The 14,586-nt window shown below is 32.7% G+C and carries 11 protein-coding genes; all 11 read right to left on the reverse strand.

From position 1 onward, the window contains the following. Window positions 1-107: 107 nt before the first annotated feature. Window positions 108-1,019 (reverse strand): DegV family protein, encoded by a 912-nt coding sequence (locus ABDB96_RS01090; protein ID WP_343251677.1) that lies wholly within the window; start codon window positions 1,017-1,019, stop codon window positions 108-110. 190 nt (window positions 1,020-1,209) lie between these two features. Further along, the gene (locus ABDB96_RS01095) at window positions 1,210-2,919 is read right to left on the reverse strand and encodes a ribonuclease J (protein ID WP_343251678.1); all 1,710 of its coding nucleotides are present in this window, start codon (window positions 2,917-2,919) and stop codon (window positions 1,210-1,212) included. A 577-nt stretch (window positions 2,920-3,496) separates the two neighbouring features. Then, window positions 3,497-4,000: an alpha/beta fold hydrolase gene (locus ABDB96_RS01100; RefSeq protein ID WP_343251679.1), complete on the reverse strand. Its 504-nt coding sequence runs from the start codon at window positions 3,998-4,000 to the stop codon at window positions 3,497-3,499. A gap of 27 nt (window positions 4,001-4,027) precedes the next feature. Continuing rightward, window positions 4,028-4,240 carry a hypothetical protein gene (locus ABDB96_RS01105; RefSeq protein WP_343251680.1) on the reverse strand — a complete coding sequence of 71 codons (213 nt, stop codon included), beginning with the start codon at window positions 4,238-4,240 and terminating at the stop codon, window positions 4,028-4,030. A 225-nt stretch (window positions 4,241-4,465) separates the two neighbouring features. Further along, entirely contained in the window at window positions 4,466-5,728 is a 1,263-nt protein-coding gene (locus tag ABDB96_RS01110) for a DUF2179 domain-containing protein (RefSeq protein WP_343251681.1), read from the reverse strand. A gap of 17 nt (window positions 5,729-5,745) precedes the next feature. Continuing rightward, entirely contained in the window at window positions 5,746-7,077 is a 1,332-nt protein-coding gene (locus tag ABDB96_RS01115; RefSeq protein ID WP_343251682.1) for a DUF2179 domain-containing protein, read from the reverse strand. A gap of 36 nt (window positions 7,078-7,113) precedes the next feature. After that, window positions 7,114-8,868, reverse strand: a complete 1,755-nt coding sequence (gene aspS / locus ABDB96_RS01120) for an aspartate--tRNA ligase (protein ID WP_343251683.1) — start codon at window positions 8,866-8,868, stop codon at window positions 7,114-7,116. Further along, a complete protein-coding gene (gene hisS / locus ABDB96_RS01125; RefSeq protein WP_343251684.1) occupies window positions 8,868-10,136 on the reverse strand; it encodes a histidine--tRNA ligase in 1,269 nt (422 codons plus the stop codon). The genes aspS and hisS overlap by 1 nt, the downstream gene beginning before the upstream one ends. 221 nt (window positions 10,137-10,357) lie before the next feature. Further along, entirely contained in the window at window positions 10,358-10,945 is a 588-nt protein-coding gene (locus ABDB96_RS01130; RefSeq protein ID WP_343251685.1) for an NUDIX hydrolase, read from the reverse strand. An 11-nt stretch (window positions 10,946-10,956) separates the two neighbouring features. After that, complete coding sequence (locus ABDB96_RS01135) at window positions 10,957-11,691, reverse strand: nitroreductase family protein (RefSeq protein WP_343251686.1); 735 nt, start codon at window positions 11,689-11,691, stop codon at window positions 10,957-10,959. 11 nt (window positions 11,692-11,702) lie between these two features. After that, on the reverse strand, window positions 11,703-14,582 hold the full coding sequence (uvrA, locus tag ABDB96_RS01140) for an excinuclease ABC subunit UvrA (RefSeq protein ID WP_343251687.1): 2,880 nt from the start codon (window positions 14,580-14,582) through the stop codon (window positions 11,703-11,705). Window positions 14,583-14,586: the final 4 nt, after the last annotated feature.

The following is a 14,586-nucleotide window of genomic DNA, read 5'->3' on the forward strand; positions in this document are numbered from 1 at the left end:
GCCTGAATAAATCGGTTCAAAACTTAACACTTATATTTTAATACTTTAGTAGTTAAAAATAAAAATAAATATAAAAAAGATCGTCCTAATAAAAAAGGAAATCAGATCTACTTATTTTTTGGATGAATTAAGACGCTAATACTAAACGCGTCATTACCTGTATGAGCTGAAATCACTGGGGTGATAAAAGATTGTTCAATCGTTTTCACGCCATAGGCTTGAGCCACTTCTTTTAATTCGTTTAAAATCGCATTAATGCTGGTTTTATCGCGAAAAGAATTACAAAAACCTAAACGCATAATTTTTGGTGATGTTTTCGAGATTCCCAGTAATTTTTCAAATAGATTAAAACTTTTTTCAATCGCTGTCTTGTTGCTAAAAGCCCGGTCAATCAAGGTGTTCTTACCGCCATAAAATTGTAAAATTGGTTTAATTTTTAACAATCCGGCAATAATTGCTTTGATTTTGCCGATCCGACCACCGCGTTTAACTTGTGTTAAATCATTCAAAACAACCGTACAAGCAATTCGCGAGTGTCATTCCTGAATAAAAGTTGTAATTTCAGTAATTGAAGCATGCTTTTTAAGCAAATCAAGAACATCTTCAACCAATCATTTTAAGGAAATGGCAATATCGTTTGTTTGGAATAAATGTAAGTTTTTGAATGCTTTTAGTTCTGATTCTAATAATAATTTTCATTGGTTATAAGTCGCTGATAAACCGCTAGTTAGCGGCAAAATGATCACTTCATCATATTTTTGAGCAACTTCAGTCGCAAGTTGAACCATATCCATAGTCACAGGTGAACTAGTTTTCAAGTCGGCATTTTTCGGGTTGTCTTGAAGATATTTAAAAATATCAGCAGCCGATATTTCCCTGCCATCTTTTAAGTTTTTATTTTCTAGCGTAATCATCATCGAAATCACATAAACATCTTTGATTTCCTCGGGTTTAATGGTTGATGATGTATCAGTTATAATAGCAACCTTGCGGCTTGTTACATGTGATAAATTACTCATAATATGACAAATTGCTCCTAATCAAGATTATGTTATTATAACTTTTAATCACTGCATGTGCAAAAATTGGGTTAACTCAAATGATATTGACAAATTGCAAATAAAATTAAAATTTTTGTTACTTTTAACACCATTATATGTTTAATTTTTTGCAAAAATTTAGCGATAAACAAAAATAAAAACTACTAAATTAAAGTTCTTGGATGAGCGTAATAATATAAGGGTTACGTCGTTTGTTACGTCAAACGTAATAACTAACAATGTTTTTGCAAATTTTTGAAATTAGGTTCTGATTAATTTTTTTGGCGTGATTTTTATACTTTTTGAGTTCTTCATTAACCGCTTGTCTGATTGCATAACTCATTTTGGTAATAAAAGAGCCTGATTCTTTGGCAAAAAAACAGCCACGGGTAACAATGATCGGAATGTTATTAACTTCGTGTAATTCTTGATTAATCGTTAAGATTACAGTAACAATACCATCCTCACTTAAAATTTGGCGTTCTTTTAAAACTTGAGCTGAACTTTTAGAGGTTTTACTACCTTCGATATAAACCGGATCAGCAACAAAACATTGATCGGTATAAAACAGTTCACCTTGAACTAAGTGCAAAATATCTCCGTTTTTAACGATCACCACGTTTTCTTTGTCAAAGCCGACTTCTTCAGCGGCTTTTTGAACGGAACGAAACATTTTAAACTCGCCATGAATTGGTAATAAATATTTTGGCTTCAATAATTTAAGCATTAACTGTAATTCTTGTTTAGTAGCATGTCCTGATGCGTGTAGTTTAAAATTTGACGAATTTTCAAAGACGTTAACACCATATTTAGACAAATCATTAATTAAGTATTCAACATCAGCGTAATTGCCAGGAATGGGGTTGGATGACATAATCAACGTATCAGTCGGTTTTAAACTAACTCATGGGTGTTTGCCACGTGCCATCATGTTTAAAGCCGCTAGTTCTTCGCCTTGCGAACCAGTACATAAAATCATAATATTTTCATCAGGATATTTTTTAATATCTCGCGAACTAACTAAATCAGTATCACTCATATTGATATAGCCCACTTTTCGCGAAATGGCAACATTTGCTTCCATTGATTTACCCAATAAGCAGATTTTTCGACCTAAACTTAACGCAATTTCAATAACTTTATTAATCCGTGTTGTATTGGAAGCAAAGGTTGTCAAAATAACGCGACCAATCGCTTCTTTGATAATCTTATTGATATTTGCATAAATGTTTTCTTCACTAGAACTAAAACCAGGAATTTCAGCATTGGTTGTTTCACTTAAAAATAAAGCAACTTTTCGCGACGCAATTTCAGCAACTTTTTGTAAATTAAATTCTTCACCTTTTGCTTGAAAATCAAAACGAAAATCACCGCTTTCAACAATGTTCCCGTTAGGCGTTTGCACACAGATGCCAAACGAATCGGGAATGGAGTGATTCACACGGTAAAAATCAATTTTAAAGTGTTTGGTTTTGACAACAGTATCATCCGTATACACTTCGATTTTAGTTGGTTTAGCATCTTTGTGTTCTTGAAGTTTTCGAAGAATAAATTCAGATGCCATCTTCGGAGCATAAATAACAGGAATGTTAAATTCTTTTAATAAGTAAGGAATGCCACCAATGTGGTCCTCATGACCATGAGTGATAAAAACTGCTTTAATCTTATGAGCATTTTCGTGTAAATAAGTGAAATTAGCAATAATGCCATCAATTCCTAATAATTCATTATCAGCAAATTTAATACCACAATCAATAATGATTAAATCATCTTTATATTCAATACCGTACATGTTTTTGCCAATTTCTTCAAGACCACCTAGTGCAAAAATTTTAGTAGGTTCTTTATTTGGAATTGGTTTTACTAATTCATGAATCATAGAAAGAAAACTCCTGTAAAAATTACTGATGACAACCAATATAAATGAAAATCTAAACAAGCAAACAACATGTTATATGTGTAACTAATTGAGCGATAAATGTGTCAGTAACTAAAGTGCAAAAAGATGCTTAGTTGTTTTTTCATAAATCAGTAGGTTGGCAGTTGGTTTTTAAAAATATTTTCTCGAAAGTATTAATCATCTTGTTTATCTAACATCACTATAAAAATCTGTTAAAATTTTTTTCTTATAAAGTAATAAGTTCAGTTGCTAATTTATTGTAAAAAATATAACTTTGGAATACTAAATAACCGGAAAGTTGATTTTAATTTTAACCTATTTTTTTATAATGTATTAATCACAGAAAATAAATTAAGAATAATTAAAAAGATTATATAACATTCAACTAACAATAAATAAAATTTCCATGATAAATTATATTTTGATGTGAAAAATACACGCATGCCTGTAAATTTTAAATAGAAATTAAGATGGCAGTTAACTAATCACCTGCATCGTTATCTCTAAATCAAGTCATTTTAAATAATGAGGCTTTGTAACTTCGTTCATGTTTTTCTTAGATGTCATTATTTAGAATTTTTTGAATATGATTCATAAACAAATCAGGATTGTCAATAAACATAGCGTGAGATGCGTTGGGTACGACAAAAGAATGAAGATTTTTAATCTTTTTAGTTAAATGTTTAATGGTTCTTTGTGAAGGCACTAAAAAATCCTTCTCGGCTGTTATTAAATATGTTGGCGTGGTAATCTTCTGAAAAGCGTGTGTTGCGTTTTTAATCGAACGGAGCGAGACAAGACTTTTAACTAAAATTTTAATCGCTTTGTGATATCTAAATAGAAAATCAGAAAAAGCTTGAACATTTATATTCTGATCCTGCTTTGCCAAAAACCTTTTTTTGAGTAATTTAGGATTTTGTAGTATTTTCAAGGCAAAATAACTGCAAACATTAACGCAGGCAAAATTATATGGAGCTAATAAAATTAATTTGCTAACGACATTTTTTGGTAAGTTATTTTCAGCAATGGCAACCACTGAACCACCCATACTATGACCCATCAAATAAACGTTTTTTAAATGTTAGTCTTAAATTCAATTCGCAATTAATTTTCCGTATGAAATAATGTTCAAATCTTCTTTTTTGTACTCTAATTCATTATGACCAGGTAAAACAAATTCATAGTAATTATAATCTTCTAAATATTTATATAAAATCGCAAAAATACCTGCAGGAGCAGCTACGCCGTGACATAAAACAATTGTTGGTGCATGAGCAATCTTGCCCTTATGATAAAACACCACTAGATTATTTTTATAAATTGTTTTCGCTTCAAAAAAGCCTGCATTTTCTTACCTGATTATTAATCTCCATTTATCACTAATGTATACCACCATTATTTTTATTGTACAAAAATTTTAATTTAAGAAATTAATGATAATTTTACTTGAGAATCAATAATTATTATCCATCATTACAATCATTAAAATTGGATTTCTAGTTAAAAATATTCTAAACTTTCTAATTTAGTGCCGCGATTTTTTGAAAGGGTGATTTTTTTTAGGCATAAAAATATACCCATCAATTTTTTTCAATAAACTCACAACAAATAAGGCGTTTTCGTCATGATTTCGGACTAATTGTAAAAGTTTGGCTGCTTCCATGAAAACACAATTAATAATTAAAATTTTTTGAATATTTTTTGAATATCCACCCTTAACGTAATTAATACTTAGTGAGTATGGTTTATTTTCACTAATTAAAACATCACAAATCTCATCTGCCTTAGCCGAATAAATTTCAACTTTAACCATTTGGGTTTTAGGAAACAAAACGTTTAGAAGCAAACTTAATAATAAATTCATTAAAAGGGAAGATAAAAAATTAGGTGAAAAAAATAAGTTAACGCTTCAAGGGTTAGTGTTAAGTCGGGCAAGCGTTAAAACTAAACCGTTTTTGGTTTCTAATTCAATTACAGATAAATAGGCGGGGTTACTTTGAATCTTGATAAGAGCGAAACTGGCGGGAATAAACGAACCAATAATATAACTAATAATTAAAGAAATAATATTGATAACTGCTAAGCCAATTCCAATATCTTTATAGCGACTTTCACCATACCAAACAGCAGGAAAATCTAAACCACCGGTTGAACAGTCAATAATTAATAGGACAGCATAAACAACAGCTTGAAATAAACCTCATAAAATTCCGTAAATAAAAACCGAAAAATGCTTTTGAGCATCAAATTTATAATTTCAAAAAACTAATTGGACATTATGATCAGCAAGATAAGGAACCTTGTTTAAAGATAAATCGCCAAGCAAATATAATTTATTAATATTGTGAATAAAAGCAAAAATGAAACCACCAAAGGTGGATACACAAATATATAAAATGGATAATAAAGTAAAGCGTTTGCCAATTTTGAATCATCCAAAAATCACTAAAGGAATGTTAAAAATTAAATACAAACCCCAAAATAAACCATTAAAAACCCCGTAAGCTAAAGGTTCGTTCTGGGTTTTTTCATAAATAAAATAAAAGGCGATCCGACCAATTCCTTGGCTAAATGCACTAAGACCGATATCATATAAACCGGTATTTTCAACAATTAAAACGCCAAAAATTGCTGATAAGATTCCCAAAAAAACTATTCAAAAAATTTGCAATCAAAGTTTTTTAACGTGATGAATGGAAGAAAAAGTCAGAATTGAATCAACAATCCGAACCCGAACAATTGAACCTTCAATTTTAAATTGGTGTTTTGGTTTAAGGTTTTTTAACATTTTGATAATCTAATAATTTATTTTTGTGAATCATTTTTTTCGGTAATCGATCACCCGGTTATTAATTTGTCAGTTTGGTTTAAGTTAATTAAATTATTAGTATCGTTTGGGTTTTGTTTTTTCTTTTTAAAAAAAATAACTGGATTTTTTTTATCTTCTGGTTGTTTTCTAGTTAAATTAATATAACCATCAACCTTCTTAATACCGCTTAATACAAATAATGCATTCGGATCATAACGCCTAACGACATCAAGTAAATCAGCGGTTTCTAAAAACATGCAATTTGTTACTAAAATTTGCTGGGTTTTTTTCGAATAGCCACCTTTAACCTCATGAATACTTAGCGAGTAAGGCCGATTATCAGCAATTAAGGCATCAGCAATTTCTTCGGCCTTCGATGAATAGATTTCAGCACGCATCATGCGAAATTTAGGAAACAATAAATCGAGAAGAAAAATTGTAATTAAACTCATTAGAAATGAAGACAATAAATTTGGCGAAAAGAAAATCCCCGGACTTCATGCTTGTGAGTTTAAAGCAATATCACTTCGATCAATCGGATTGGCATTAATCTGTTGTAGTGCTAAACTACCAGGAATAAACGTCCCGATAATATAACCGATAACTAAGGCAATAACATTAGTGATAAATAAAAGAAAACTAATATCCTTGTAGCGTGATTCTGAGTACCATATTGCCAAAAAATCAAAGTCACCACTTGAGCAATCGGTAATTAAAAGTCCGGCTAAAATTACTCCCTGCAATAAGCCTCACAAAACACCGTATAAAAAAATGGTTAGGTGTTTTTGGGCATCTAAATCATAATTTCACAAAACTAATTGAACAACATGTCGATCAGTGAAATTAGGATTATTAATTCTTAAATCACCAAACAAAAAAATCTTATTAACATTGGGAATAAACGAAATTGCTAACGCCCCAAGGGTTGCTGTCAAAATGTAAATTGATGATAAAATCGTAAATTTTTTTCCAATTTTCAATGCTGAAAAAACAATTAAAGGCACATTTAATAATAAATATAATCCCCAAAACAAGAAATTGAAAATAAGAAACGATCTTGTTTGATTTTTTGTTTGTTCAAAAACTAAATAGTAAAAAAATCGAGCAAAGCCGGCAGCAATCGCATTTAACCCCGTGTGGTAAAGGCCAGTATTTTGAATTAAAAAAACGCCAAAAACTGCAGATAATAAACCAAGAAATAAAACTCAAGAAATTTGAATTTTTATTTTGTTGGTTTTATAAATTGGCGAAAACTTTAAAATCGAGTTGGTAATTTTAACCCGAATGTTATTGCCCTGAACTTGAACATCAAGTTTTTGTTTTTTCACATGCTTGGACATATCCCACTATTATATTAAAAAGGACTAATCTAAAATTTTAATTGATAATTCTTTTAAAAAATCTTCGTCAACAACCGCACTAGGAGTTTCCATCATTAAATCAAAGCCATGTGTATTTTTTGGAAAAGCAATGACTTCACGAATGCTTTGTGTTTTTTCTAAAAGCATCATAATCCGGTCCAGCCCTAAACCAATGCCGCCATGAACGGGTGCTCCGTATTGGTATGCTTCTAATAAAAAACCAAATTTTTCATTGATTGCTTTTTCGCTAAGACCTAACGAAAGCATCACTTCTTTTTGTAATTGCGGGTCACTAATCCTGATGGCTCCGCTACCTAATTCATAACCATTTAAAACTAAGTCATACGAATCGGCCAAAGCCGTTTTTTTATCGCTTTGATAAGTATTTATTGTTTTTTGGTTTGGTGAGGTAAACAAGTTATGAGCAGATTCGTATTGATTGGTAAGATCATTTCATTCGTATAACGGTCAGTCAGTAATTCACAAGAATGCAAACCTATTCGGATCATATAATTGAAACATTTCGCCTAAAGCTTTGCGAATTGCTCCCAATGCAGTACGCACCGTATTGATTTTTAGATCAGCAATAAATAAAAATGTTCCCTTTTCTTTCAATTTAAAGTGCGTTTTTAATTTGGCAAAATTAAGAAATTTACTAATGCTTCCTTCCTTGATTTGTTGTTCATCATAACTAATTCAAGCAAGACCGCTGGCATGATGATCTTTAGCGATTTTTTCAAGTTCTCTAATTTGCTTAGGACTAATTAAATGATTTTCCAAGTGCAATGCTTGCACAAAACCGTTTTTTGCTAAAATTTCTTTAAAAATTTTTAGATCGCTGTCAACAAAAACCGGAGCTGCATTTTTTAATAATAATTCAAAACGAATGTCGGGCTTATCACTGCCATATTGTTCCATGGCATGAGCAAAACTCATTTTTAAAAAAGGCTGTTCTAACTTAATGTTTAAAACTTCTTGAAAGACATAAATGAATAGATCTTCAACGGTTTTTTGAATCATTTCTGCAGATACAAAAGACATTTCTAAATCAATCTGGGTGTGCTCGGGCTGCCGGTCCTTGCGACTGTCTTCGTCGCGATAGCATCGAGCTATTTGAAAGTATCTTTCAACACCGCTAAGCATTAATAATTGCTTGTAAATTTGTGGCGATTGCGGCAATGCATAAAATTTATTTTTCCCCATGCGAGTCGGTACAACATAATCGCGAGCCCCTTCTGGAGTTGGCTTAGTTAATGTTGGGGTTTCCACTTCAATGAAGTCTTTGGATTGTAAGTAATTGCGAATGGCTTGTAATAAATGAAAGCGTCTAGATAAGCGCGATTGCATAATGGGGCGGCGTAAATCTAAATAGCGATACTTGAGTCGAATTTCTTCTAGTGCATCGGTTTCGTTTTCAATAATCATTGGTGGAATTTTCGCAACACTAATAATTGAAAAACTAGATAATTTTATTTCTAAATCGCCAAGATCAATATTGTTATTAGGATTCGAACGCTTTTGCAAGATTCCTACAACACTAATGACGGTTTCTCTTGTTAAGGATTGAAAACGATCAAAATCATGAAAGGATTGTTCAGCAACAACCTGAATCATGCCGGTTTTATCAGCCAGGTTAATAAAACATAAATTACCTAATTTGCGCACTTTTTTAACCCAACCGACGACCATGACTTCCTGGCGTAATTTTGTAATTTCTTTTAATGTTTTGATAAATATACGGTGGCTAAAATCCATCATTATTTCCTCTTTTGTCATCATGATCAAAGTTCGGTTTGCAAAATAACTGTTTGCTGATGTGTACTTAAATCTTTAATTACAATAGTCTGGTTATTTAACTCAGATGTACCCACAATTGCAAGGTAACGGTAATTTCAAAGCGTTGCTAGTTTAATGGCTTTATCAACCTTGAAAACACTACTATTAAAATTAATCGGAATGCCTGCCTTTTGTCATTGTGAGCACACAACATATAGATCATTAAATCACTTCGCATCTAAACCAATTAATAAAATCCGCATTGCATCTAACTCGTGCTTTTCTTCAATTAGTTTTATATCCAATAATTCAAGACAACGATCCATGCCAATGGCCAAACCAATTCCGGGATGGTTTTTTCCAGTTAATTCGGCAACCAAGCCATCATATTCGCCACCAGCAATTAAAGTTGCCTGTTGTGAAGTACTTTCGTTTTGAACAAATTCAAAAACCGTTCCCGTGTAGTAATCTAAACCACGAACGAGACGATGATCAATTTCATAAGCAATTTTTAAATGATCCAAAATTGCTAAAACTTTAGCAAATGTTTCTTTTTCTGCATTAGTTAAAAATTGCTCAATTTTCGGGGCATTTTTAACAAAATCTAACTGGCTGTCGGTTTTATCGTCCAAAATTCTTAACGGATTAACTAATAATCGTTCTTGGGATAATTGGGACAATTCATTTTTAAAAGGTAAAAAGTAATCTTGTAAACTTTTAATTCACAATTTTCTTGAATTAATTGATCCTAAATAATTAATTTTTAATAAAGTTTTGTTGCGAAGATTTAAATCAGTCAAAAAACAATCAGCAAAACTAATAACATCAACCACATCATAGATCAAATTGCCAGCGATAATTTCGACATCAAATTGGTAAAACTCGCGCTGTCTTCCAGTTTGAGGGCGTTCGTACCGAAACACCGGGCCATGAGTAAATAACTTAATTGGTAAGGGTTGGGTTGCTAATAGTTTGTTTTCGCCAACCATTCTTACCATCGCTGCAGTCATCTCGGGGCGTAATGCCATTTTTCTTGCACCACGATCAAAAAATTCATACAATTCTTTTTTGACAATATCAGATGCTTCATTTTGCCGATGAAATAGTTCAGCCCGTTCAAAAATTGGCAAAAGCACTTGACGAAAACCAAAACGTTGGGCGGTTTTGATCGCAGCATTCAACACGATTTCGTACTTATCAAATTCTTGATCAAAACGGTCTTTAGTCCCGCGCGGCTTAACTATATTCATGGAAATCAAACTTAAAATATCTCAGCATATTATAATAAAAATTAGTAAACAATCGTCATGGATTATTGTTAAATGAAAATCATTTTAACTGTTTTCATTTAGTTAACAGAAATTGAAGTAATTTATTGAAAAAAGTAGATGTTTCAATTTTAAACAAGGATCCAAATCACAAAGATTGACGTTAGTTATAAGCAATAAATTAAATTAAATGATTTGATAGACTACTTGTTATTTTTGTTTTCGTTATATTTTAGTCAAAGTAAGTAACAAACGTGTAATGAACTTAACTTCACATTATTTTCGTTAAAAATAATGTTTTTAATTTCTTTTACTGGCGTTCATTTGTTTTCGGCAAATTGTTCAAAATACGATCCATCGGTTTTTGGTTTTTCTTGAATAATCCCAGTCACATCAAATAAAAAATGAAAAACTTGTTCATTCATTTGGGTACTAACAACCGTTTTGGTCATTGCCACAAAGTTAGTTTCGTTAATTTTTAATCCACCTTCTTCATAAACTTCACGCACGGCACATTCAATTGGTAATTCATTTCCATCAAAACCACCAGTAATTGGGCAAGGATAAAAATCAGTACTGTAAATTTTTTCAGCAATTTGGGGCATTTGTTGGTAATGAACAAGAAAATCAACACTACCATTATTATAACGAAAACATAATGCGGCAATGCTATTAACATTTTTTCTTTGACAATAAAAGAAACCTTTTTCTGATTGGTATAAATCAACATAAGGCGTGTGGTGTAAAAGTTTGTTTTTAGAGCGATCAACTAACGTTTTTTTCAATTTCATATTAATGTGATTTATAAATCAAATTTTCAAATTGATTTCACGTAACTACCAGATGCTTGCGACCTGCTTTTTTTGTACGAATGGGCCATGGAACTTGACCAATTGTGATCGGTTTTTTGGTTAGAATTGCGTTGGGCATAATACTTAGCAAAAATTGAATTATACTGGTCGACTTCTGCAGCAATTTTATTAGCATCATAAGTTTCAAAATATAACCGATTCATTTTTGGTTTAAGGTCATTTTCTTCTAACGCATAGCCAAAAGTCATGCCAATTAAGGGCAACATTCTTCCTGATAAATTTAATCATTCCCTAATTTCTTGTAAATTACGGCGAACCAAGCCAATAAAACAGGTTGAAATATTTAATTGGATAGCCACATCTTGAGCCATAGTAGCGGCAATAAAAGCATCACCAGTACCGACAATAAATTGATCAAAATCATTAGTAATTAAGTCTAAGTTGTCCTGCTTATTAACATAGTCAATCCGGTTTCAGTCAGCACAAAACAAAATAAATAATGGGGCTTGAATTATTTGTTGCTGGTGGGCAACTGTTCCGGCAATCTTTTTTTTCATTTCCAAATCTTTAATGACAATTGCACTAAAAGCGTGACCATTACTGGAGGTTGGTGAAGTGTTAATGACATTAAGAATTGCTTGTTCATCTTCAGGCTTTAAAGGGGTTGTTTGGTAAGAACGAACTGAGGTTCGTTTCAAAAATTTATCGAGTATGGGGTTTGTCATGGTTTATTTTATTAGTCCTTTTTTAGATCTCATCGTTCAAGATGTTTTTTTAAATATCTTGCAGTATAAGAAATGTCTGTTGTTTTGGTTAATTTCACTAATTCTTCGGGCGAACCAGTGGCAACAATTTTGCCACCGCCAACGCCCCCTTCGGGTCCTAAATCAATAATGTGATCGGCCACTTGAATTAAGTCTAAATTATGTTCAATCACAATTACCGTATCACCGTGATCCACAATCCGGTTTAAAACCGCAATTAATTTTTTAATGTCATGGCTGTGTAAACCAGTGGTCGGTTCATCTAAAACATAAATCGTTTTTCCAGTTGCACGTTTTTCTAAATGCTTGGCAAGTTTAATCCGTTGGGCTTCGCCACCAGATAAAACGGTCGCATTTGTTCCTAATTGTAAATAATCTAAACCAACATCGCACAATAATTGGAGCTTCCGGTTAATATTGGGAATACTTTCAAAAAACTCTAAAGCTTCAATTGTTGACATTTTTAGAACATCACTAATTGATCGTCCCTTATATTTAATTTCCAAAGTTGCATTGTTATATTTTTTACCATGACATTCTTCACACTTAACATAAACATCTGGTAAAAAATGCATTTCGATTTTCAAAACGCCATCACCACTGCAGCGCTCACAGCGCCCTCCGGGACGGTTGAAAGAAAAACGACCCCGTTCATACCCGCGTGCTTTCGCTTCAGGCAGCATGGAAAATAAATCGCGAATATCGTCAAATACACCAACATAAGTCGCCGGATTGGACCGTGGCGTTCGACCAATTGGATCCTGGGAAATTTTAACAATTTTATCGACATTTAAAATTCCATCAATGGTTTTGAACGGTTGGGGCTTGGTGAATTTACGTAAAATTAATTTTTCAATTGCCGGGACAAGGGTTTGGTTAACAAGGGTGGATTTTCCGCTACCAGATACCCCAGTAACAACAATTAACTGGTTTAAAGGAAAGTGTACATCAACATTTTTTAGGTTATTTCCTGTGGCGCCTTTTAAAACAAGTTTTTTACCATTGCCCTTCCGGCGGGATTTGGGAACTTCAATTTTTAATTTTCCACTTAAATATTGACCAGTAATAGATTTTTTATTGGCAACAACTTCAGCTGGTGTACCTTGAGCAATAATGCGACCACCATTTTCACCGGCTCCTGGACCAATGTCAATCAAGTGATCAGCCACTCGCATCGTATCTTCATCGTGCTCAACAACTAGTAGGGTATTACCTAAATCCCGCATGTGTTTTAAGGTTTCAATTAACCGGTCGTTGTCCTTTTGGTGTAATCCAATTGATGGTTCATCTAAAACATAAAGTACGCCAGTTAAATGGGACCCAATTTGGGTCGCCAATCGAATTCGTTGGCTTTCGCCACCGGAAAGTGTGGCGGCACTTCTTGACAATGTTAAATAATCAAGACCAACATTTTGTAAGAAACCTAAACGATCGCTAATTTCTTTTAATGCTAGATGAGCAATCTGTTTTTGTTCATCAGATAATTTTAATTCTAAAAGGTATTCAATGGCTTTATTAATTGTTAACTCAGTAAAACTAATAATATCCAAATTACCAACCCGAACGCATAGTGCACTTGGTGCTAATTTTTTACCAACACAAGTTTGGCATTTTTTTTCAGCCATGTATTTTGAATAATACTCACGAGCTTGTTGGCTAGTGGTTTCAATGTGGCGCCGTTTAATTAAAATTGCCACACCCTCAACAACTTCACGCTTGTTATAAGCATTTCCAGAAACGGTAAGAAAATTAACCTTAATTGGTTCTTGTGAACCGTTTAAAATAATTTTTAACTGCTCTTTTGATAAATCACTTAAAGGCACATGTAAAGGGATTTTATAATGTTTTAATAATGCTAAAAAACGTTGCCATTCCATTGAAGTTGTACCAATTACATTTTTAAAATAATCAATCCCACCATCAAGAATGGACAAAGTTTTATCAGGCAACATTCGTTCTTCATCAAATTCGTAAGTAAAGCCTAAACCCTTACAATAAGTACAAGCACCAATTGGCGAATTAAAAGAAAACAAGCGTGGTTCTAATTCGGGTATATTAAAGCCACAGTGTTCGCACGCGTGGTGTAAGTTAAATGTTAATAATTTTTGGTCTAATAAAACGTGAACGTTACCTTTTCCGGCATGAATCGCATTTTCAATCGCATCATTCAAACGGGTTTTTGTTGCATCGTCGTGACGTAAAATAATCCGGTCAATAACCACGCTAATGTTGTGCTTGTTATTTTTATCTAATTCAATTTTATCATCTAGCGAGTAAATTACATCATCAATATAAACCCGCTGAAATCCCCGTTGTTTTAATTTTTCAAATTCATTTTTGAACGTGCCCTTTTGTTCGCGAACAATTGGGGCTAAAATTAGTAAGGTTTGCTCTGACTTTAATACATATATTTGATCAGTAATCTGTTGAATTGTCTGGGTTTTAATTAAACCATGACCATTTGGACAATATGGTAAGCCGATTCGGGCCCATAAAACACGCAAGTAATCATAAATTTCGGTAACTGTGCCCACTGTTGATCTGGGGTTATGAGAAGTGGATTTTTGATCAATCGAAATCGCGGGGGATAACCCTTCAATTGAATCCACATCAGGTTTTTCGTTACCGCCCAAAAACTGCCGGGCATATGACGATAATGATTCTAGATAGCGGCGCTGGCCTTCGGCATAAATCGTGTCAAATACTAATGAAGATTTCCCTGATCCTGATAGCCCAGTAATCACTACTAATTGGTTTTTAGGAATATCAATATTCAGATTTTTTAAATTATTTTCTCTAGCTCCACGAACACTAATAAAATCGTGGACACCTTTTTTTATTTCCTTGCCCATTGAT

Source organism: Mycoplasma amphoriforme A39, from assembly GCA_000723365.1.
Taxonomy (GTDB): Bacteria; Bacillota_I; Bacilli_A; order Mycoplasmatales; family Mycoplasmoidaceae; genus Mycoplasmoides; species Mycoplasmoides amphoriforme.